This is a genomic window from Paenibacillus sp. FSL P4-0113, assembly GCF_038009305.1.
Lineage (GTDB): Bacteria > Bacillota > Bacilli > Paenibacillales > Paenibacillaceae > Paenibacillus > Paenibacillus polymyxa_D.
Map to the genome: position 1 here is coordinate 5,512,811 of NZ_JBBPAZ010000001.1, position 22,518 is coordinate 5,535,328.

Genomic DNA, 22,518 nt, shown 5'->3' on the forward strand with positions numbered 1-22,518 from the left:
TGCATAACATGCAGTAAGGCAGATGGAAGGGGCGTAGAAGATGAGGGAATATATCGTTCAAAAAGGAGATACATTGCACCGGGTCGCCTCGGCTTTTAAACTATCGGCGGATACTTTAATCGTAGATAATCCGTGGGCCGCCACGCAACCCTATCTGATTAGTGGTCAAGTGTTATATATTCGTCCGTCTACGGATCGTAAATACGTTATTCAGCCTGGTGAGTATGCAAGACAGATTGCCAAGCAGTTTGGTGTGGAGCTTAATGAGTTACGGCTAGCCAACCCCGGACTTGCGGAGCATGATTTTATGGAAGGAAAAACTATTGTTATTCCTGAAGACCATCAGGATCAGATTGTACGATTACGTGGAGAGTATGGATATGAAGATTTAAAGGAAGACCTAGCGGCCTTGGCCCGCAGATATCCGTTTATTGAAGTTGGCAGCATTGGAACCAGTGTCATGGGGAAGGATATTCCTTATGTACGTATTGGGCAGGGAACGCGTAAAATTCACGCCAATGCTTCAGTTCATGCTAATGAATGGCTGACGACGCCTTGTTTGCTGCGTTTTATAGAGCAATATGCACAAGGGATCGGTGGGACTGAAGAACATGTAGGGGCCACTCAATGGGTGTATGGAGGTTCTCCGCGGGATTTGCTGGAGCATACATCCTTATGGGTGGTTCCGATGGTCAACCCGGATGGGGTAGAGCTGGTGCAACAAGGTATACTCCCAACTCATCCGTTGTATCATGACCTCAAAAAGTGGAATGAAGGACGTGCTGATTATCGCGGTTGGAAGGCGAATATTCGTGGTGTCGACCTCAACGATCAATTTCCGGCATATTGGGAAGAAGAGGTGCGCAGACGCGGTAAAACAGGTCCGTCTCGACGAGACTATGCAGGGCCTGCACCTTTGTCTGAACCGGAGTCTAAGGCGCTTGCCGATCTAACGGAGCGCGAACAGTTCGACATGGTGTTATCCATACACAGTCAGGGACAGGAGATCTATTGGAATTATCGGGATCTAGAGCCTAAGGAGAGCCGAGATTGGGCCTTACGGCTAGCTGCCGCAACAGGTTACCGGGCGGTAAAGCTGGGTGGGAGCGATGCAGGGTACAAGGATTGGTTTATACAGCGATTTGGTAAACCGGGGTTTACCGTTGAAGTCGGTCTAGGCGTAAATCCGCTGCCCATGCGTGATTACGATGATATTGCAGCAGAAGTGGGCATGTTAATGGCAACAGTGCTGTCATGGTAAAAAATTCGGCCTACTGAAACGTATCGAATCACTTGCACGTATTAGGAGGAACACGTTTTTTATAAGTGTTCCTCTTTACATGTCCCTTCAATGGGGTATATATACTTAGGAGCATTGGAAATGGAGTGAACAACCTATGAAGTGGAAAAGATTACTAACTCTCCGTCAATGGTCACATGTATTTCGTCGTATGCCCCGATTGATTACTTCATCAAGGATTCCGCTGGGAGAAAAATTACTCTTTGCGGTGCCTGTGTTGCTCTATTGGGTATTACCTGATGTCATGCCATTTATGCCCATCGACGATATTGGTGTTACGCTATTGCTTATGAATTGGTTTGTCACCCGTGCCGAACGAAAATATCCAGATGTGCTTGAAAAGCAACATGTACGTGTTCGGTAGATAAGCTTATGAATTTCGTGATTGCGATTTTTCGCGATTTTCTTTACAATAGGAATATTGCCTTTTGCTATGCTAAACATAATTGTGATTTATCCAATAAACCACATTTCATTTAATGAATATGAAGGAGATGAAGTTTGATGAACTGCAAAATTACTCGTAACGCAGCTAAAGTATTGAAACTTGAACTGGATAAGGAAGAGAACCAAGGGAAGAGCCTGCGCGTTGTTATTACTCATGCTCATGGAGATCATGCTCATTACGGGCTGGATTTGGACACGCCTAAAGAAACAGATACTGTCGTATCTACAGATAAAGGCATTGACGTAATTTTGGAAAGCGGCCAGCCGCTGCTGGATGGTGTGAAAATTGATTACTTGTACTTCCCCGAAGAAGGATTTGTCATTACTAACCCTTCCCAAGGTAATCACGGCGACCACTAAGCCGGAGCTCGGAGGGATGACAGATGGCCAACGATATTCGCGTATGTGATGAATGCAATCATATTCGCTTGAAAACAATCTTGCCCAAGTTGCAAAAGATGGCACCAGATGCCGAGATCAAAATCGGCTGCAAATCGTATTGCGGTCCTTGTGGGAAACGGGCGTTTGTGTATGTGAACGGACGTTATGTGAGTGCGGCTACGGAGGATGAAGTATTGGAGAAGGCTGCGCGCTTTATCAAATAGTTCCAGTACGCAGCATTCGCAATTTTTGAATAGTTCCCCTTCTTCTGATCCATGCTAATGGATGTAGACCACTGCCCAGAAGGAGGAGTGACTCATGGCCCAATATGATTCCAATCTCGACAATCACAGTGTTGAGGCTCAAACACAAAACTCGGTGGACAGGCTCCACAATGCCGTCTCTCAGGCATTGTCACATCCAGCTGAGCAACTGATTGAACAGGCGGAGCAGTCTCGCACTCATGCTGAACATGCCATACAGCAGGCGAAGGATAGCCTTGGTGACGACTCAGTAGAAGTTGCGGAGGATATGCTTGGTGAAGAGGTACAACGGCTTGAACAGGCCAAAAAAACGTTGCGTTCCTAAGCATTTGTGACTGGTAACAACGAGCGCAGTCGAGTGACAATCCATAAAAAAGCACGATCCACAGCACTTACAAGCCGATGGATCGTGCTTTTTTGTTATATACAGAGTAGTTATGCGGCGACATCGTTAAAGGGGTTTGGGAAGATGCTATATCAGCAACCTCCCACATAAAGTCTATTAGATACAGATACAGAAGGAGTTACTTCTTTGTTTGTGGTTCCCATTCGCGAATAAGATCGTATGTGATAACCTGATCGGATATGTTCAACCGATTGAGAGCTTCGGTATATCCCGGTCCGCAGGCGTTTACGTCTGTAGGCTGGCCTGTACTCAGGTTGTAACAGGTCCCTTTGGAGAATGTACCGTCCTCAGATGGAATGTAGTACACTCGTCCATCCGTGAAAGCACCAGTACGTAGCACAACCATACGAGGCTTCCCGCTAAACAGATCGTTTCCCATAAAATGATATGGTTTTGTAGAAATCCCAAGTAGGTGCATTACGGAAGGAGTCAGATCCAACTGACCTGCCGGTTCTGTATACGTGCCCGCCTGACTTCCGTCAGGAAGATGCACAAGCAATGGCACCTGATTCATGATTTTCTGCATGTCCAGATCCGTAAGTGGCTTGCCTAAAAATTTCTCATACAGTGCTTTGTCTTTAATAGAATTATCATGATCCCCATAAAACATCAGGATCGTATCATCCCACAGTCCGTCTTTCTTCATCTGATCTACCAATTCGCCTAGTGCTTCATCTACATAATGGACAGATTTTAGATAGTCTCCGAACATGGTACCTTCAAACTCGCCAACGTCTAAATCTACCGCGTCAGGTGACAGGTTGTACGGATGATGGCTCGAGATACCGACCATATAGGCATAGAACGGCTGCTTAACTTCGGTAGTGAGATCATTGAGCGTTTGACGGAAAAAGGATTTGTCTCCCAGGGACCAGCCCAATGGCTCATCAATTTTAAAATCTTTTTTACTGTAGAACTTGTCATAGTTCATTGCCTTATACATAGTGTAGCGGTTCCAGAAGCTGCTGTCATACACGTGAAACGCATTGGGACTATATCCAGTATCCTTCAAAATGGAAGGTAGCGTATCGAATTTATGGTCCGCATAACGGATAAATACAGAGCCTGTAGGGAGCGGATGCAGCGAAGCATGTGTAGAGAAGTCCGCGTCCGAAGTACGGCCCTGCGCAGTCTGGTGAAAATAATTGTTGAAATACATGCTTTCCTTCGTCAGTTTGTCAAAGTTAGGCGTAATCGCTGCACCGTTGATCTGTTTGCCGATAAAAAAGTTCATGAACGCTTCAGCTTGAATGACCATCACGTTTTTGCCCTTATACTTGCCAGATAGATCATTTTTTACCTGAAGCAACTTTTGGTGCTGATTAAACCATTCCTTATCCTTATCGGATTCCGCTTGAGCCAATGTAGGCTGAGGACCAAGGTGATCCTGACCATAGCGGTAGATGTCATATCCATGAAATCCGATCAACCCTGTTACATTGTACAAGGCCATCGACCACCAGTTGCCGACAAATATGCCAGTTGCCCACGTGGAGGTATAATATTTGATCGGCCCAAATGTTAATACATAGCCAATCAGGAAGGCCAATGCTCCTTTAGAGAAGCGAAGCAGGAACCTCTTTGTGTAGGAGCTTCGGGATGCTTTTAAATAAGTATCATTCGTGGTAAATCGACGTCGTAAGGAAGCCACAAATATGACATACGGAATGAATAGAATCCAGTCTGCAAAAAAGAGAATGTCCCCCCAGTACATAAGGGATGCGATACTTCCGCCTAGAGAATCAACTTGTCCAGCTTGAAGTAAGACGGGAATCGTAATGAAATCCTGGAAATACCGATAATAAACCATGTCGGAATAAATGAGCGCGGTGAGCAACATATCGAGCACCACAAGAGCAATCAAACGTCCGCGACGTGGCAGCCATAAGGTCCAGAAGCTCACAAGTAAAAGCGAACCAATAGCGATGACATAATCCAGCGGATTCATGTCAATATTTTGGGCATGCAAGTTATAGTGAATCAGTACGAGCTTGCCGATCATAAGCACAAAAAACAGACCTAGTCCAAAATATCGAGACAGCAGCATTCTGCTGAACGTGTTACCAGTGCGACTTGCACTGGACGTGCGAATAACCAACACTTTACCCCCTCTGGCAGAAATGTTCGGCTAGTATAAATTACATATTAACGTAATGTTAAAACCGAAATGCCTTTAATTATTATAGCGCTCATCTCGCGCATTTCAATGATTAAGTAAAGAAAATACAGCACAAATCAGGCCAGAACAACGAACGGAGAGTTCGTTTCCTGGCCTAGGCTTCATCTTATTTAAGGCTGCAACGGCGAAGTATCTTTGCGGCGCGGAGGCAGAGGGCCTAGATACTGATAGTATTGGCATTCGATCCGGCCGTTAAACAACTTCCGGCGCTTGTCTGCTTTACGGCCCCAATAATGCTCAAATTGCTTGGTGGAGCTGATGGCAAAGAAGGACCAGGTCTTCATTTCGGCTGCCGTGCGTGCGAGTGAACGGATCAGCTTTTCCACCTCGGATTGTTCGCTCAGTCTCTCGCCATAAGGTGGGTTTGTAATCATCACACCATATTGTCCTTCGAGTCTGACTTTAGTTACAGGCATCACCTTAAGAGGGATGTCTTTAGCAAAGCCTGCTGCTTTTACAGCTGCCTCAGCAACTTGTATGGCATTTGGATCGATATCGCTACCTGCAATTTCAAAAGGAATGTCATCGCGGGTCAAATCCATCGCCTCGTCGCGAGCCTGATCCCATAATTCTCTGCCAATGACAGGCCAGTCTTCCGAGTTAAAGGTACGTCTCAGTCCTGGCGCAATATTCCAGGCTTGCATGGCAGCTTCGACCAATAAAGTACCGGAACCGCAGCATGGGTCATAGAAGGGGCGGTCCGGGCTCCAGCGACTAAGCTGAATAAGAGCAGAAGCCATCGTTTCTTTGAGGGGCGCCTCTGTAACGAGCTTACGGTAGCCGCGTTTGTGCAGTCCTGGACCGGTTGTATCAAGCGTCAGCAACGCACGATCATTCAATAGAATGACCTCAATGACGTAACGAGGGCCATCTTCAGCAAACCAATCTGTGTGGTAGGTTTCCTTGAGCTTCTCTACAATCGCCTTCTTGACGATTCCTTGACTGGCTGGTACGCTACTAAGCTGTGATTTGTGCGAACGTCCCTCTACGGGGAATTCACCATCTACAGGAATCCAATCCTGCCAGGGTAATGCTTTGGTACCCTCGAACAGCTCATCGAAGGTTGTTGCAGCAAATTCACCCATTTTAATAAGTACGCGGTCTGATGTGCGAAGCCACAGGTTACACCGGCATATATCCATATAATCTCCGGTAAAAACGACGCGGCCGTTTTCGACGGTTAGATCTTCGTACCCGAGTTCTCTGAGTTCTCGGGCCACGACGGCCTCAAGTCCCATTGGCGCAGTCGCAATTAGTTGCAGTTGAGTCATTAAACGTATTCACTCCGTCCCCATAATCATGTAAGCTTGGTTCAATCCCTATAGTATAGGTCATTGTACTCGAAGAGACAAATCATTAAGGTAAAAAATTTACGAAGGACACCACGTCCTACCTGCGTTATGATTAAGTAATAAGGAGAGATGAACCGTGGAAATTACACCCAATATGACGCCTGAACAATATGTAGACCAGCTGGTACAAGAGGATGAAGCACTTCGCAGTATTAGGGAGGCTATCGTTAAAGAAGGTATGCCGGAAGTATCCGTTGCCCATCCTTATGGAAAACTGTTGACCTTTCTAATTGAAGTATCTGGCGCACAGCATGTACTGGAAATCGGCGTATTAGGCGGCTACAGTGGATTATGTCTGGCCCGTGGGCTGGGAGAAAAGGGCCGTATTGTGTCACTGGAGCTGAAAGAAGCGTACGCAGCGCTGGCACATCGACATATGGAAAACAATGGATACGGTGACCGTGTCGAATATCGTATTGGACCCGCAGCGGACAGCTTGAAAGAACTTCAGGAAGAGGGAAGAACTTTCGATTTTTTCTTCATTGATGCAGATAAGGAAAATTACCCAGTATATCTGGAATATGCGATTGCTCTGGCGAATCCAGGTGCCATTATTGCGGGAGACAACTGTTTCCTTCGCGGACGGACGCTGAATACGGATAAGAACGGCCCTGCCGTTCAGGCCGTGAGACGTTTTAACGAAACGATAGCAACAGATCCGCGGCTGGTCAGCACGCTTTTGCCAGCTTACGATGGATTGGCGCTAGCTCGAGTTAAATAGCGTTCATTCCCCATGTATAGCTATCTATACAAAAAAGAACCTCCTTGTCCACTATAGCGTGGGCAAGGAGGTTCTTGTCTGTTAAGGTGGGCTTGTCTTACCTGAAGGTTTCTTACCTGAAATCAGGCGTAGCCTTACGATCAAAAAGCTTCATGCGTACCCAGAATATGTTGACGATTAACAGGACACCTGACATGATAAACAGTCCTTCGATGCCGATAAACCCGGATAGCACCCCGCCAATGACAGCACCCAGCATATTCCCAAGCGCCAGCGAGCTGGTATTGAAGCCGAAAGAACGACTTTCCATTCCTTCCGGTGTATACGTGCGAATCAGCGCATTTACGCTTGGTAGCAGACCGCCCATAAATACACCCATGAAAAAACGGATAATGACAAGTTGCCACACTTCATTGACAAAAGCCTGCGGAATGAGCATAACCGCCGTTCCGAGCAGTGCAATGGTCAAGATCTTGTGCGCTCCTATCTTGTCACTCAATCTTCCAAGGAGTGGTGCAGCAATCATATTGGATACGCCTGTTATAGCTGTAACGAACCCGGCAATCAGTGCAATTCCTTCTGCCGACCCATATAGTTTTTGCACATATAACGGCAGCAGAGATACCGTACTGATCATGGCAAATTGGAGCAGAAACGTTACGGTGAACAAAGCCGGAAGCTGGGGCGTATGGCTTAGCTCCTTTAATCCGGCAAGAACCGAAATTTGCGGTGTGCGTGCGGCTTCCGCTTTACTGAAATTTTCTTTAACCAGAAACATTGCAATGAGCGAGGCTATAAAAATCAGAGCGCCTGTAATATAAAAGATCGGTCTGAATCCGACCCAATCAGCCAAAAATCCGCCTAGCAGAGGACCGAGAATCGTGCCGGCCATCTGACCGGATTGCATAATCCCCATAGCGAATCCGGTTCGCTCTTTGGGAGTGGTGCCCGATACTAGGGAAATCGATGCCGGATTGAAACCCGAAATCGTACCGTTCAGCAGGCGAAGCGCCAGCAGTTGCCACGGATGGGTGACCAAACCCATACATCCGATGACCAAAGCCATACCAAAGCCTGAGCGAAGCAGCATGACTTTACGTCCATATCGGTCAGCCAGCTTGCCCCACAAAGGCTGGAACATAAATGAGGTCAAAAAGTTAGCGGCAAAAATAACTCCAGCCCATAGACCAATATCGTGCTCTCCCTTCACATGAAGGTCCTGAGCCAGATACAGGGCGAGGAACGGAGTAATCATCGTAATACCCGCATTGACCAGAAACTGACCGAACCAAAGCACAATGAGATTGATTTTCCACGTCTCCCACGTTTTCAATGTGCTTTCACTTCCTTTCTGCCCATTCTCATCCTGTTGTAAATCCTACGTATCAACGCATAACTTCTCCGGAGCTTTAAAAAAAGCCATTTCTCTAGTATAGCACACTTCATTGAAACTTTATCCAAATGTCATGGGTTTGTCATGGTTTGTTCGAGAGCTACGGTTGTTACGACTCTTGAAAAAGGGCATAATTAAAATATAGTATTTATGATTCGAACTGGAGGCTGAAGTCATGACCTACAATGATACTTTTATCCGCGCTTGCCGCAAGCAAGCTGTGGATCATATTCCCGTATGGTACATGCGGCAGGCCGGAAGGTATGACCCTGAGTATCGCAAAATTAAAGAAAAATACACGTTGCTTGAGATATGCCGCCAGCCCGAGTTGGCCGCAGAAGTGACTTTAATGCCCGTGCGCAAGCTCGGGGTGGACGCTGCAATTTTATATTCTGATATTATGAATCCGGTGGCCTCGCTAGGGGTTGATTTTGATATTGTCAAAAATATTGGACCGGTTATTGATAATCCGATCCGGTCAGCTGCAGACGTAGACAAGTTGCGTCCAATTGATGTGGAACGCGATTTGGGTCATATTTTGGAAACGATCCGCATTTTGGACCGTGAACTGAACGTGCCATTGATTACGTTCGCTGGAGCGCCTTTTACCATTGCAAGCTATTTAATAGAAGGAAGACCCTCCAAAGGATATATTCGCACCAAAGCGATGATGTATGGAGAGCCTGAGTTGTGGCATCGCCTGATGGATAAGCTAGGGGACATGGTTATTACATACGTGCGAGCTCATATCGCTAATGGCGGTAAGGCTTTTCAATTGTTTGATAGTTGGGTAGGTGCGCTCTCGCCCTATGATTTTCAAACTTTTGTGCTGCCGACTATCACACGTATTTTTCATGAATTATCTGATCTGGATGTACCTAAAATTTATTTTCCGGGCGTAAGCTCTGGTGAATTGCTCCCACACTTGAATGGGTTAAAAGCCGATGTGATTGGACTGGACTGGCGGGTAAGTATACCTGAAGGACGTCGTCGCTTGGGCAACGGTTTTGGTGTACAGGGAAATCTGGATCCTTATGTGCTTACTGCGCCAATCGATGTTATCAAGCAGTATGCGAAAACCATTGTAGATGAAGGTATCTTGGAGCCGGGTTACATTTTCAATCTCGGTCACGGTTTATTTCCTGAAGCCTCGCTAGATAAGCTAAGAGAGCTTACTGATTATGTACATGAGTATTCCCACTCGATTTTGTCAAAGAATTAAACCATTAGAAATGTTAAGAGGTGATCTGCTAATGAAAACCAAAGTGGGTGTACTGGTTATGTCCTACGGGACGCCAGAAAGTCTGGATCAGGTGGAAGCCTACTATACACATATCCGTCGCGGTAATGCTCCCTCGCCGGAGCAGCTAAAGGAATTAAAGGATCGTTATGAAGCTATTGTGGGCGGTGTGTTTCCGCTGCGTCAGAATACGGATCGGCAGGTTCAAAACCTGCAGGAAACCCTAAATCGGGAAAATCGCAACCCGGACATTGAATTTGCCTGTTATCAGGGACTCAAACATGCGAAACCGTTTATTGAGGACGGTGTGGAAGCCATGGTGCAAGATGGCATTCGTGCTGCGGTGGGTGTCGTGCTGGCTCCGCATTATTCCGTTATGAGTGTAGGCACTTATATTAAGCGCGCACAGGCTAAGGCACAGGAACTGGATCTGGCCATATCATTTGTGGAGAGCTATTATCTTCATCCAAAGTTGATTAAGACGCTAACTGAGCGTGTGAACGCCAAGCTGGCGCTTTTTGAAGAAGCTGGAGCCAAGCGGGATGAGGTTCGTGTTCTATTTAGTGCGCACAGCTTGCCTGAGCGGATTTTGGCTATGGGTGATCCTTATGTAGAGCAATTAATGGCTACTTCGCAGGCTGTTGCGGACAAGGCGGGGATTACCAACTGGCAGTTTACGTGGCAAAGCGCCGGTCGTACAGCAGAACCATGGCTGGGGCCAGACATTTTGGATACCATGCACAGTCTTAAAGAGGAGCAAGTGGAGTATGTGCTGGCTGCACCAGTTGGCTTTGTTTCTGATCACTTAGAGGTGTTATACGATCTGGATATTGAAGCACAGGCTTTGGCGAAGGAATTGGATATGCGTTTTCAGCGTATTGATTCACTCAACAGTGATCCACTGTATATGGAGACGCTTAGTGATGTCATCATAGACCAATGGAAAAAGGGATGAGGACATAATGGAGCAAAGGTTACGTAATATTGTAATTGTAGGCGGAGGCTTGACCGGGCTTAGCACTGCTTTTTATACACGAAAAATGTACAAAGAAGCTGGCTACACACCTCGAATTACGCTGGTGGAGAAAGCATCCGTGCTGGGCGGAAAAATTGAAACACTGCATAAAGATGGTTTTGTGATTGAAAAAGGGCCAGATTCCTTTCTGGCCCGTAAAACGGCCATGATAGACCTGGCAAAAGAGCTGGAGTTGGATCATGAACTGGTGAGCACGAATCCTGAGGCTAAAAAGACATACATTTTGCATGAAGGACAGCTTCATCCGATGCCCCCTGGACTGGTGCTGGGGATTCCAACGGAGCTGAAACCCTTTTTGCGCAGCGGCTTGATCTCTTTAGGCGGGAAAATGCGGGCTATGATGGATTTTGTCATTCCGCCTCGCCGTGTACCGGGAGATGAGGCGTTGGGTGATTTTATTGAACGCCGACTTGGCAAAGAAGTGCTAGAAAATGTAACCGAACCACTACTGGCAGGGATTTATGCTGCCAACATGAAGACACTAAGTTTGCAAGCGACCTTCCCACAATTTGCTGAGGTAGAGAAGCAATACGGAAGTCTCATTCACGGAATGATGACAGGTCGAAAACCAGCTGAAACACATACGGGTACGAAAAAAAGCGCCTTTTTGACCTTCCGTCAAGGCTTGCAAAGTTTGGTGCATGCGTTACTGAATGATTTGTATGACTGTGATTTACGCACCGGTATTGCTGTTACAAAATTCACAAAGACACCGCAAAGTGAAGGCAGCCCATATCGCGTTATGCTGGACAATGGAGAGATGCTGGAGGCGGATGATATTTTTGTAACGACTCCCAACTTTGCTGCTGCGCCGCTATTGCGAGATCATGTCAATGTGGCTGCACTGGAAGCTGTTAATTACGTCTCCGTAGCAAACGTGGTCCTAGCCTTCGATAAAACAGATATTGAGAACGTCTTTGACGGTTCTGGTTTTCTGGTTCCTCGTAAAGAAGGACGCAGCGTGACCGCTTGTACATGGACGTCTGCCAAGTGGCTTCATACCAGCCCAGATGATAAGGTGCTGTTGCGCTGTTATGTAGGGCGAGCAGGAGCTGAAGACACTGTAGAGTTACCGGATGATGAGTTGATTGGACTGGTACGTAAGGATCTGAAAGAGATGATGGGAGTTACAGCGACTCCGTTGTTCACGGAAATTACACGTCTTCGCAATTCCATGCCGCAATATCCGGTAGGGCACCCGCAGGCTATAGCTGATTTGCGTGAAGAGTTACGCACTGAGATGCCGGGAGTGTATGTGTTGGGCGCTGGCTATGATGCAATTGGCTTACCGGATTGCATCCGTCAGGCTAAGGAATGGGCCTCCAATGCCGTCCAAACGACACAACAGGAAGCAGTCAAGGTACAGGTGTAAATGTTCGATAATGAACCCTTCGCGATCCAGGCGAGGGGTTCTATTTATATTGAAATTTGATATATAATGGAGAAGGTGTAAAGTTCGCCAGCTAATAAAGAAGTTATGCAAATGCAATAGCATAGAAGGAGTGAAGAATGTACCCTCCCAGATCACAGCGAAATGAAGGTCGCAAAAAAGCAAGAAAACCAAAAATAGGCAAGGCTTGGATCATTACAAATCTGGTCCTACTGCTTATGATTGTAGGTCTTTTCGGTTATTATTACATATTTGAACACGACAACAGTGGCTCTCTTGCGGAAAATGCCGGGTATTCGCAAACGGAGAAGAAAATCCAAACAGGATCTGCTAGTGCAGATCGGTCTACTCCCTCGGTCAGTGAAAATGTTACAGCCTTGTCAAATAAACAGCTGGATGAAGGCCCCCATGCAGAAAATAAATTTGTCGACGATGAAACAAAGCAATCTGCTGCTTCAGACACAAGCAATCGTCCCGCGACAACGTCTGACACAAATGCTCCCGAAGGCAGTTCCACAGGAGCAAAATTGTCCTCGGGGAAAGACGGGCAAGCACAGAACGATACGTCCAATAAGGATATATACGACGGTAATCCATCCACCGATAAGGGAGGAACGGAGGATATAAAGAAATCCAAAACAGACGGTGCAGACTCTCCGACAGTCACGCTTCACTTTGTAGGGGATGTGCAGTTTTCCGGTAAAGTTGAGCAGCGTTTGGAGCAGAATGGGTTTGATTTTCCGTATCAATATCTCGGAAACTTGTTTCATAAAGACGATCTGACGATTGCCAATCTGGAAACGCCCGTGACAACGAATGGTGTTGGTGCGTTAAATAAAACGTATGTGTATAAATCTTCGCCCAAAGCGTTAACTGCGTTGGCTGCGGCAGGGATAGACGCTGTCAATTTGGCCAACAATCACATTTTGGATCAGGGCACAGGCGGATTACTGGATACACTGAAATACCTGGATGAAAAGGGCATAGCCCATGCTGGAGCCGGACGTAATGCAAAAGAAGCATATGCACCGCATTATTTTGAACGTAAAGCGATCAAAATTGCCTTGTTGGGGACTACACGTGTTATGCCTGAAGCCAACTGGAATGCGGGCGCCAAACTGCCCGGTGTAGCAGGAGCCTATGATTCGACCGCTATCGTAAAGTCTATCCGTGAGGCACGAATGCAGGCCGATCTGGTGATTGTCATTACCCATTGGGGGAAGGAGCGCGCAACTGCACTTGAGCCCCATCAAACCGAGTTATCGCACGCTTTTATTGATGCTGGAGCTGATCTTGTTATTGGCGGTCATCCACATGTGCTTCAAGGGATGGAGCAATATAAAGGTAAATGGATCGCATACAGCACAGGCAATTTTATTTTTTCTAAATCAACGGTGCCAGCCACTTGGGATACAGCGATATTTCAGGCAACCTGTACCCGTAAAGGGGCTTGCGAGATGAAGCTGACTCCTTATCGGGCGGAGCTGGGTCAGCCGATCCCATTGAAGGATACGGAGGCCAGCAAAATTTTGCAGAGAGTGGCGGCACTGTCACCGGGAAATGTCTCGATTGGGACGGATGGTACAGTAAGTGCTCAATAGGAATTTCGAAAGAAATTGTTAATATAGGAATTTCCGGAATGATCGTATGAGGGACTCCTTTGTGGATGGAGGTCATAACAAGATGAATAATTTGTGTGTGGCTCACCGCGGTTTTTCGGGGATTGCTCCTGAGAACACGATGGCAGCCTTTCAGCTTGCGTTGGAGCAACCATTTGTACACTGGATTGAGCTGGATGTACAGCTGTCAAAGGACGGTGTTCCGGTGGTAATTCATGATTTTACGCTGGAGCGAACGACGAATGGTACAGGGGGAGTAAAGGATTCGGACTGGAAAGCATTGCAACAACTTGATGCTGGTAGCTGGAAAAGTGCAGAATACCGTGGAGAAATAATCCCCTCCCTCGCACAGGTGCTGGATTTATGTCGTGGCCGCGTATCGCTCAATATTGAGCTTAAAACAGCGGGAGATATGTATCCAGGACTGGAGAAAGCCGTACTCCGTGAAATTGCGATGAGAGGGATGGAGGGAGAGGTGGTATTAACCTCTTTTGAGCGTGCTGCATTACGCCGGGCTAAGGAGCTGTGTCCTGAGATCCGTACCGGATTGATTATTGATGCGCGTCCAGATGACTTGGCAAAGCAACTGGAACAGCTACAATGCACTTTTTTATCTATAGGCTATCCGCGTTTGGATCGAAACTTGATGAAAGATCTCACTGGACGCGGTATTACTGTCATGGCGTGGACGGTGGATGACCGCCGTATAATGCGGAAATTGGCCTCATTGCATCCTGAATTGATGATTTGCACCAATTGGCCGGATCGCTGGGAACGGGTTTTTTTGCTTTCCAAGCATCGGATGTGGCACTATATACGTAAACTTATACGTTAATAATTGGACTACATACGCGGGAAGGGTGAAGGGTCGTAATGAACGTGGAAATTCGTAATGTTTACTGTGTTGGGCGCAATTATAAACTGCATGCGGAGGAGCTGGGTAATGAGGTTCCCGCAGAACCAATGATTTTTTTGAAGCCGTCTCATGCGGTTGTGCCGCTGGATGGCGCCACGCTGGAGCTTCCGCAGGGGCAGGGAGATATTCATTTTGAGACTGAGCTGGTTGTAGCTGTAGGACGTAAATACGAACCGGGCATGTCCGCAGATACGTGTCTGAACGCATTTGCATTCGGCATCGATTTTACCCTGCGTGATGTACAAAGTGTTCTCAAGAAAAAAGGCCATCCATGGACCGCCGCTAAAGGCTTTAAATCGTCTGCTCCTGTGACACCATTCCTGCCTTTAGAACAATTGGACATGCTGGAGCTGCAGGATTTTTCCTTGCTCAAAAATGGACAGGAAGTGCAGCGTGGACATGTCAAAAATATGATTTTTTCTATCCAGCACATCGTTGACTATATAGCGACTCATTATGGACTGGGCGAGGGAGATATTATTTTTACAGGTACTCCAGCAGGAGTAGGGCCTACAGCAAGCGGGGATCGCTTTGAGCTTTTCTGGGGGAGTGAGCGTCAGGGAAGCTTCACCATCGCATAAATTTGTGAACGGAATCCACAGAAGAGGATTAAAAAAGGGAATGTTTTGAAGGCCGTGTCCTGTGCCAAAGCATGGGACACGGCTTTTATATAAGCGTGGAGCGTTGTACAATAATATACAGAACGAATAAAGAAAAACGGAGATTCATTTCAAAAGCGGGGGTATATCATGGACTGGATCATCGGATTGCTTTGTGCTGCTGTGGTGGCGGGAGCTGCATTTTATAAAAAATCCTTAACCTTATCTGGCTTTGCTGCGGCTGTACTGATGGGAACCATATATTATGGGGCGGGTAACCTGTTCTGGTTCGGCACATTGCTCTTGTTCTTTATCACGTCAACCCTCCTGTCGAGGTTCAAAAAGGAGCGCAAGGCTGAGCTGGAAAAGTCGTATGCCAAAACCGGCAACCGGGATGCAGGCCAAGTATGGGCTAATGGGGGATTAGGTATGCTGTTATGCCTGGGTTATGCGATATGGCCCCATGTTACGTGGCAGCTGGCTTTTGTCGGTGTCATGGCTACGGTCACTTCCGATACGTGGGCAACGGAATTTGGCAGTCTGAGTCGTAAGCCACCCCGTTCAGTGCTTAACGGGAAGGTGCTGGCACCTGGAACCTCAGGAGGAGTATCTGTATTGGGAACGGCTGCGGCCTTGGCTGGGGGTCTACTGATTGGCATAGGTGCATGGGGCTTTGGACACGCCATAGGAACGCAGAGTTTGCCGTTATGGCTGTGGGCACTGGTTGGAGGTATATCCGGTAGTGCTGGAGCCTTTGCTGATTCCTATCTTGGTGCTACGGTGCAAATGATGCGTTCCTGCACGGTTTGTGGACGGGAAGTAGAAGTAGACTCACATTGTGGACAAACGACGGTCTATGTACGAGGCTGGCGTTGGATGAGTAATGATCGGGTGAATAGCATTAGTTCTATTTTCGGAGGATTGGTCGCTCTTGCAGGTATTTTTCTTATACTCTGAACACGGAGCTGGGGATCGTTACAAGGGAATAATTATTATAAGAATTGACGGTGTTTCGATCCTTGTATAAGGAGGTGCTAAGATGGGCGATATACACGGAGATAAATATGAAGCCATTTTGGACGCCGCTTACACAGTCTTTGGCACCAAAGGCTTTTATGAAAGCAAAATTTCCGAGATTGCAGAACAAGCGGGAGTTGCCAAAGGCACAGTATACTTGTACTTTAAAAGCAAAGAGCAGCTATTTACAGCAGTCACACGTAGAGATTGCGAGCAATACCTAGCCGAAATGCAAGGCGCATTAATCAATCGTACTTTGGGAGAAGGTCTGCTGCGGATGGCAAATTTGCATCTGCACTACTATTTCAAGCGCAAGCAGCATACGAAATTATTTTTTATGACCCCCAACAGTGACCCCGATCTAATGGAGTTTATGCGGGGATTTATTCAGGACTATACTGATTTGGTCAAAAATAAACTGGCGTCAGAGGGTGTACAGCAGTCCGAGTTTCATGCGAAGGCATTCATTGGGATGTTGGAGCGCCTAAAAATGGATATTTTATTAAATAAAGATTTCCGAGAATGTGACGTGGATCAGACGGCTGAACTAGCAGCGAACTTATTTATGCATGGCTGTAAAGCCGGAATACAAAAATCCTGACATCTTATTGCTAAGAAACCGTACTGAATTCATTCAGATAACGGTTTTTTTAATCATTGGCTGTGTCTGTGTTAAAATAAACAGGATGCATCACAAAATTGGGGAAGAGTAGGGAATCCGTATGAATATTATGACCGTTGAACATATAACGAAAAGCTATGGCGAGAAAATGTTGTTTGAGGATGCTTCCTTTGGTATGGATGAACGTGACAAAATAGGAGTCGTTGGTGTAAATGGCACCGGTAAATCAACATTTTTACGCGTGATTTCCGGCTTAGAGCCGCCGGATGATGGCAATATTGCAGTGAACAACGATGTGCGAATTCAGTATCTAGCACAAAATCCGGAGTTTGATCCTGAAATGAAGGTACTCCAGCATATTTTTCATGGCAGTCAGCCTGAGATGAAAGCGGTCCGTGAATACACAGAAACCATGGAGTTGTTGGAATTAAATCCGGGTAGCGAGGAGCTTCAAAAACGTCTATTGCGAGCAAGTCAGCAAATGGATACGTTCCAGGCATGGCAGCTGGAGAGTGAGGCCAAAAATATACTTACCCGACTGGGGATCACCCAGTTTGAGTCTCGTATGGGCGTTCTATCCGGTGGGCAACGTAAGCGGGTGGCTTTGGCGGCGGCTTTGATCCAACCCTGCGAGCTGCTCATTCTGGACGAGCCCACAAACCATATTGATAATGAGTCCGTTGAATGGTTGGAGCAGTATTTGCAAAAAAGACGTGGTGCGTTGTTAATGATCACGCATGATCGCTATTTTCTGGATAGAGTTGCAAATGTCATGCTGGAGCTCGATCATGGTCGCCTTTTCCGTTATGAGGCTAACTATACCCGTTTTCTGGAGCTGAAGGCAGAACGCGAGGAGCGGGAAGCGTCTACGGAACAAAAAAGGAAGAACCTGCTGCGTAATGAGCTGGCTTGGATCCGCCGTGGAGCAAAGGCTCGTTCCACCAAGCAGAAAGCGCGTATTGACCGATATGAGCAGCTTAGGGATCAGCAACCGGAAGCTCGTTCTGGATCTGTAGATATGTCCGTCGCCTCCACACGTCTGGGTAAAAAAATATTGGAGATCGAGCATCTTTCCAAATCGGTAGATTCTCGTAAGCTAATACAGGATTTGAGCTACATTGCGGTTCCTGGTGATCGTGTTGGTATCCTAGGTCCTAACGGTAGTGGGAAATCCACTTTGCTCCAAATGATTGCCCAGCATATAGAACCGGACTCCGGCAACGTTGTGCTGGGACCGACGGTGAAGCTTGGCTATTTTACTCAGGAACATCAGGAAATGAACGAATCTTTACGTGTTATTGAATATATTAAGGAAGAAGCCGAAGTGATTCGTACAGCAGACGGTTCGACGATTACAGCTGCACAAATGCTGGAGCGTTTCCTGTTCGCACCAAGCGCGCAATGGACGGTTATTTCCAGGCTGTCCGGGGGTGAAAAACGGCGCTTGTATCTGCTTCGTGTTCTGATGTCGGCACCGAATGTGCTATTGCTGGATGAACCAACAAATGATCTGGATATTCAAACCCTTTCCGTTTTGGAAGACTATCTGGATGAATTCCCGGGCGTGGTGTTTATTGTTTCTCATGATCGCTATTTCCTGGATCGAACAGTGGACAAAATACTGGCGTTTGAAGGGGATGGACAGGTACGTGTACATGTGGGCGACTATAGCGAGTATGCAGAATGGATTAGTAAAAATGCTCAATCTTCTGTGAATACGTCTGTCTCGACGAGTACGGATTCCTCGAATCGCTCTTCCACGCCTAAGTCTGCGGGTCCTTCCGAGTCAGTCAAGGAGACAAGTAAAACCAAGCTTAAATTCACCTTTAAGGAACAGCGGGAATATGAGCAAATTGATGAGCTGATTGAACAAGCCGAACAGAAGTTGGCCGACATTCAGCGGCAGATGGAAGAGTCTTTTAGTGATTCAGCACGACTACAGGAGCTCATGGCTGAGCAAGCGAAGGCAGAACAGCATTTGGAGCACCAAATGGAACGCTGGACCTACCTGAATGAGCTGGCCGAGCAGATTGAACAAAGTAAATCTTAAGCAATGATAAAGCCACATTAATAGCATTCTGCCAGAGCTATTTCTTCATGTTGCTCAGACTAAAAAAGCAAGTATCCGAAAAACCGGAAGACTTGCTTTTTTATTTACTGATCTATTCGACGATGTAACAGGCTGATTGTCGTTATTCGAATTAAACTGTCACATAAGCTGCAAGCAGATGGGCAGTGTTCACCACGGCCTGCTTGTGCGTGCGCTCCATTGCATGGGAGGCGTGTACACCAGGGCCGATCAACGCAGCACGGATGTTGTTACCTGCTCTTAGTGCAGCCGAAGCGTCCGAACCGTAGTGTGGATAAATATCTACCGCATACGGAATATTCAGCTCTTTGGCCAGCTCAATTAGACGGGTTGTCATAGTATAGTCGTAAGGCCCGGAGGAATCTTTGGCACAGATAGAAACATCCGTTTCCTTGCAGCTCAGATCTTCACCCATACAGCCCATATCGACAGCTATCATCTCACTGATTCCTTCAGGTATGTAAGCCGCTCCGTGCCCCACTTCCTCGTAGTTAGAAATGAGCAATTTAACGGTATGTCGAGGCTTCCAGTTTCCATGTACAGCAGATTCCAGTAAACCAAACAGTGCAGCTACACTAGCTTTATCATCCAGATGGCGTGACTTGATAAATCCACTGGGTGTTACGACTGGACGCGCATCGAACGAAATAAAATCGCCCACTGCAATACCGAGCTGAAGCACGTCTTCTTTTGACTCGACAAGCTCGTCAATCCGTACCTCCATATGGCTCTCCTTGCGCTCAAAGCTCCGTGCATCATCATAGACGTGCACAGATGGATGGCTGGACAGAATAGTGCCTGTATACGTTTGTCCGCTTCTGGTATGAATAAGGCAGTATTCATTCTCAATACTGTTCATCATGAAGCCGCCGACGGATGTCAGACGCAGGGTGCCTTGTGCTGTAATGGAACGCACCATTGTGCCCAATGTATCCACATGTGCGCTCAGCGCCACCGTACGGTCCGTTTCCTGACCTTCCAGAGTCAAGATGGCACCGCCTTTTGCATTCCATTCGATTTGTACCCCGAGGCTTTCCGCTTCTTGACGAATCAGCTCCATCACATGGTGTGTATATCCACTGGGACTGGGTGTGTTCAGTAGCTGATTTAAAAAGTTCATCATATAATTCTCATTTAATTGAATCGTCATTTGTTGCTCCTCCTCATTTGGACAACCGATCAGAGTTAGAGGACGGTTGCTCTATATCTTGGTCGGATGTAGACCCTGTGCTGGAAGAACCAGTCGTGTCATAGGCCACATCCGCGTTTGCTTCTACCGTGGATGTGTGCTCTTCTTGTAGTGTATGAAGCTGAGTAGTCAGACGTTTAATCTCCCTCTGAAGCCTATATTGGCGGAAAATACCGAAAGAACCGACAATAAGTCCACCTAGAAGAGTGCAACCGAGAATAAGCAGAATCAAAGGAATGCTGACCATACTGAATAGAAGGTTCACTTGAACCGAATTCACATTAATAACAGCAAATACAGCTGTTAACAAAGCAATAACAAGAGCTGCGATCAAAGACCATTGTGTTTTCAAAATGCCACCTCCTCCCGTTACATTATAAAATCCCTTGCCCGCCATGGACAAGGGATTTATCCGTGCATCATTTCAATGCTGGATTTTAAGTGCGCACGGTTTTACTTTCCTTCAGTTAGCTTTTCCATTTCTGTAATGACTTCTTCGAATACGCTCATCGCTTCGCGAATCGGCTGCGGAGAGGACATGTCAACGCCAGCTTTTTTCAAAATATTGATTGAATAATCACTGCCACCACTCTTCAAGAAGCCCAAGTAACGGTCAACGGCTGGCTGGCCTTCTTCCAGAATCTGTTTCGAGAAACTGGTTGCTGCCGAGAAGCCAGTAGCATATTTGTAGACATAAAAACTGTTATAAAAATGGGGGATTCGTGCCCATTCCATTTCAATGTCTTTATCTACCTTCATGCCTGGTCCGTGGTATTTCACATTCAGATCATAGTAAATCTCTGATAAAAGCTGCGGTGTGAGGGATTCCCCCTGTTCAGCGCGTTCATGTACAATTTTCTCAAATTCCGCAAACATGGTTTGACGGAATACCGTTGTGCGGAATTGATCTGCATAGTAGGTGAGAAGGTACATTTTCTCTTTTGGATCGGTTGATTTGTTCAGCAGGTAGTCCATTAGCAACGCTTCATTGGTTGTGGATGCCACTTCAGCCAGGAAAATGGTGTACTGTGCATCTCTATACTTCAATGCGTTGTCTGAATAGTACGAATGCAACGCATGCCCCATTTCATGAGCAAGTGTGAACATGCTGTTCAGGTTATTTTTATGATTCAGCAGCACATAGGGGTGGGTACCATAAGCTCCCCAACTGTATGCACCCGTACGTTTGTTTTCATTCTCGTATACGTCGATCCAGCGCTCATCATAGCCTTTTTGCAACGAAGCCAGATAGTCCGCGCCCAGTGGCTTAAGGCCTTCCTTTGTTTGCTTTTTGGCGTCTTCATACGTAATGTCCATCTTGTATTCGTCCACAAGTGGAGCGAACAAATCATACATATGGAGCTCATCCACACCTAACAACTTCTTACGCAACTTCATGTAACGATGGAGCAGGGGCAAGCTTTCATGAATGGTGTCAATGAGATTCGTATACACTTCCTTCGGAATATTGTCACCGTATAGTGACATTTCCAGTACAGAAGGGTATTTGCGAACACGAGAATAAAAAATATTTTTGTTCACATTGGCACTTAGTGTAGAAGCAATTGTATTTTTATTTTTGGCATACGTGTCATACACCGCTTTAAAAGCACGTTCGCGTACTTCGCGGTGTGGACTTTCGAGGAATTGAATGTAGCTGCCATGAGTCAGCTCAACCTCTTTGCCGTTCTCATCCTTAATTTTTGGAAACTTCAGATCAGCATTGTTGAGCATGCCGAAAATCGTTTGCGGGGCTTGAGCCAGATTGCCAACCTGAGCGAGCAGCGCTTCTTCTGTCTTGCCCAAAATATGTGCTTTTTCCCGCTTCATTTCTTGAAGGGTGAACCGATAATCTGCAAGCTTCGGATCTTCAATGAAGGCATCGAGCTGATGATCTGGCAGTGCCAAAATTTCAGGTGTCACAAAAGAAAGAGACTCGCTAACCTCAACGCCTAATTTTTTGGCTTTTTGCGAAAGACCCTGGTATGTAGGTTCAGCTGTATCCTCATCATGATGCAGATGTGCGTACACATATACACGCTCGGTTTTCAGCGACAATTCATCTTCCAATTTAAAGCAGTTGCCAATCGATTCTGCTGAATTGAGCTTGCCTTGGAATTGTTCAGCCTTTTTGGCTAGTTGTTTGACTTCTTCGTATTCTTGATCCCATGCTTTGCGGTTGGGAAACAGATCTTCCAATTTCCATGTATTTTCCACTGGCGCATCAGCGCGTTTTACAATTTCACTCATGGAGAGCCTCCTCTGATCGAACGTAATGTGGGGTAGGGCTGCGGCAGTAAGGGACGGATGCCAAAACGAAGAAACCGCCACGCTTACCGTAAGCAGCAGGGCAAGAGGT

21 protein-coding genes are annotated in these 22,518 nt (G+C 46.6%); 15 read left to right on the top strand and 6 right to left on the bottom strand.

The annotated features are described in order from the left end of the window. Positions 1 to 40: 40 nt before the first annotated feature. The 5 genes from MKX46_RS24250 to MKX46_RS24270 all read left to right on the top strand — a co-directional run bounded on the left by MKX46_RS24250 (position 41) and on the right by MKX46_RS24270 (position 2,716). Positions 41 to 1,261, top strand: coding sequence for a M14 family metallopeptidase (locus MKX46_RS24250; RefSeq protein WP_039269978.1), 1,221 nt, complete (start codon positions 41 to 43; stop codon positions 1,259 to 1,261). Positions 1,262 to 1,397: 136 nt separating this feature from the next. Beyond that, a complete protein-coding gene (locus MKX46_RS24255) occupies positions 1,398 to 1,664 on the top strand; it encodes a hypothetical protein (protein WP_069011069.1) in 267 nt (88 codons plus the stop codon). A 140-nt stretch (positions 1,665 to 1,804) separates the two neighbouring features. Next, positions 1,805 to 2,107: a heme biosynthesis protein HemY gene (locus tag MKX46_RS24260; protein ID WP_013370462.1), complete on the top strand. Its 303-nt coding sequence runs from the start codon at positions 1,805 to 1,807 to the stop codon at positions 2,105 to 2,107. Between the two features lie 23 nt (positions 2,108 to 2,130). Then, a complete protein-coding gene (locus MKX46_RS24265; protein ID WP_007429791.1) occupies positions 2,131 to 2,352 on the top strand; it encodes a DUF1450 domain-containing protein in 222 nt (73 codons plus the stop codon). A gap of 94 nt (positions 2,353 to 2,446) precedes the next feature. Continuing rightward, positions 2,447 to 2,716 carry a hypothetical protein gene (locus MKX46_RS24270; protein WP_023987992.1) on the top strand — a complete coding sequence of 90 codons (270 nt, stop codon included), beginning with the start codon at positions 2,447 to 2,449 and terminating at the stop codon, positions 2,714 to 2,716. Positions 2,717 to 2,915: 199 nt separating this feature from the next. Here MKX46_RS24270 and MKX46_RS24275 read toward each other — a convergent pair whose 3' ends face one another. Both MKX46_RS24275 and MKX46_RS24280 read right to left on the bottom strand, forming a co-directional pair. Beyond that, a complete protein-coding gene (locus tag MKX46_RS24275) occupies positions 2,916 to 4,898 on the bottom strand; it encodes an LTA synthase family protein (protein WP_069011070.1) in 1,983 nt (660 codons plus the stop codon). Between the two features lie 188 nt (positions 4,899 to 5,086). Further along, on the bottom strand, positions 5,087 to 6,247 hold the full coding sequence (locus MKX46_RS24280; protein ID WP_023987994.1) for a THUMP domain-containing class I SAM-dependent RNA methyltransferase: 1,161 nt from the start codon (positions 6,245 to 6,247) through the stop codon (positions 5,087 to 5,089). Between the two features lie 157 nt (positions 6,248 to 6,404). Between MKX46_RS24280 and MKX46_RS24285 the strand changes: the two genes are divergently transcribed. Beyond that, the gene (locus MKX46_RS24285) at positions 6,405 to 7,049 is read left to right on the top strand and encodes an O-methyltransferase (protein ID WP_340884995.1); all 645 of its coding nucleotides are present in this window, start codon (positions 6,405 to 6,407) and stop codon (positions 7,047 to 7,049) included. 112 nt (positions 7,050 to 7,161) lie between these two features. Here the strand turns inward: MKX46_RS24285 and MKX46_RS24290 are convergent, their stop codons facing one another. Further along, a complete protein-coding gene (locus MKX46_RS24290) occupies positions 7,162 to 8,382 on the bottom strand; it encodes an MFS transporter (protein WP_029516688.1) in 1,221 nt (406 codons plus the stop codon). A 235-nt stretch (positions 8,383 to 8,617) separates the two neighbouring features. On the opposite strand from MKX46_RS24290, the gene hemE reads away from it, so the two are divergent. From hemE to MKX46_RS24335, 9 genes are all read left to right on the top strand, one after another. Continuing rightward, positions 8,618 to 9,664 carry a uroporphyrinogen decarboxylase gene (hemE, locus tag MKX46_RS24295; RefSeq protein ID WP_029516689.1) on the top strand — a complete coding sequence of 349 codons (1,047 nt, stop codon included), beginning with the start codon at positions 8,618 to 8,620 and terminating at the stop codon, positions 9,662 to 9,664. A gap of 31 nt (positions 9,665 to 9,695) precedes the next feature. After that, on the top strand, positions 9,696 to 10,637 hold the full coding sequence (gene hemH, locus MKX46_RS24300) for a ferrochelatase (protein WP_029516690.1): 942 nt from the start codon (positions 9,696 to 9,698) through the stop codon (positions 10,635 to 10,637). Positions 10,638 to 10,644: 7 nt separating this feature from the next. Next, positions 10,645 to 12,090 carry a protoporphyrinogen oxidase gene (gene hemG, locus MKX46_RS24305; RefSeq protein WP_341071879.1) on the top strand — a complete coding sequence of 482 codons (1,446 nt, stop codon included), beginning with the start codon at positions 10,645 to 10,647 and terminating at the stop codon, positions 12,088 to 12,090. A gap of 137 nt (positions 12,091 to 12,227) precedes the next feature. Beyond that, positions 12,228 to 13,709, top strand: coding sequence for a CapA family protein (locus MKX46_RS24310; RefSeq protein WP_341071880.1), 1,482 nt, complete (start codon positions 12,228 to 12,230; stop codon positions 13,707 to 13,709). A gap of 82 nt (positions 13,710 to 13,791) precedes the next feature. Continuing rightward, complete coding sequence (locus tag MKX46_RS24315) at positions 13,792 to 14,562, top strand: glycerophosphodiester phosphodiesterase (RefSeq protein WP_341071881.1); 771 nt, start codon at positions 13,792 to 13,794, stop codon at positions 14,560 to 14,562. Between the two features lie 38 nt (positions 14,563 to 14,600). Continuing rightward, positions 14,601 to 15,224, top strand: a complete 624-nt coding sequence (locus tag MKX46_RS24320; RefSeq protein ID WP_340931881.1) for a fumarylacetoacetate hydrolase family protein — start codon at positions 14,601 to 14,603, stop codon at positions 15,222 to 15,224. A gap of 168 nt (positions 15,225 to 15,392) precedes the next feature. Continuing rightward, a complete protein-coding gene (locus MKX46_RS24325) occupies positions 15,393 to 16,199 on the top strand; it encodes a DUF92 domain-containing protein (RefSeq protein WP_341071882.1) in 807 nt (268 codons plus the stop codon). An 82-nt stretch (positions 16,200 to 16,281) separates the two neighbouring features. Further along, on the top strand, positions 16,282 to 16,860 hold the full coding sequence (locus tag MKX46_RS24330) for a TetR/AcrR family transcriptional regulator (protein WP_029516696.1): 579 nt from the start codon (positions 16,282 to 16,284) through the stop codon (positions 16,858 to 16,860). Positions 16,861 to 16,981: 121 nt separating this feature from the next. Next, positions 16,982 to 18,931, top strand: a complete 1,950-nt coding sequence (locus MKX46_RS24335; RefSeq protein WP_318626739.1) for an ABC-F family ATP-binding cassette domain-containing protein — start codon at positions 16,982 to 16,984, stop codon at positions 18,929 to 18,931. Positions 18,932 to 19,082: 151 nt separating this feature from the next. Here MKX46_RS24335 and MKX46_RS24340 read toward each other — a convergent pair whose 3' ends face one another. Genes MKX46_RS24340 through pepF form a run of 3 tightly spaced genes read right to left on the bottom strand, consistent with a single transcriptional unit; the run spans position 19,083 to position 22,409 of the window. Continuing rightward, complete coding sequence (locus MKX46_RS24340; RefSeq protein ID WP_069011078.1) at positions 19,083 to 20,120, bottom strand: M42 family metallopeptidase; 1,038 nt, start codon at positions 20,118 to 20,120, stop codon at positions 19,083 to 19,085. Between the two features lie 13 nt (positions 20,121 to 20,133). Beyond that, positions 20,134 to 20,556, bottom strand: a complete 423-nt coding sequence (locus MKX46_RS24345) for a LapA family protein (protein WP_069011079.1) — start codon at positions 20,554 to 20,556, stop codon at positions 20,134 to 20,136. Positions 20,557 to 20,612: 56 nt separating this feature from the next. Continuing rightward, the gene (pepF, locus tag MKX46_RS24350) at positions 20,613 to 22,409 is read right to left on the bottom strand and encodes an oligoendopeptidase F (protein ID WP_029516700.1); all 1,797 of its coding nucleotides are present in this window, start codon (positions 22,407 to 22,409) and stop codon (positions 20,613 to 20,615) included. Positions 22,410 to 22,518: the final 109 nt, after the last annotated feature.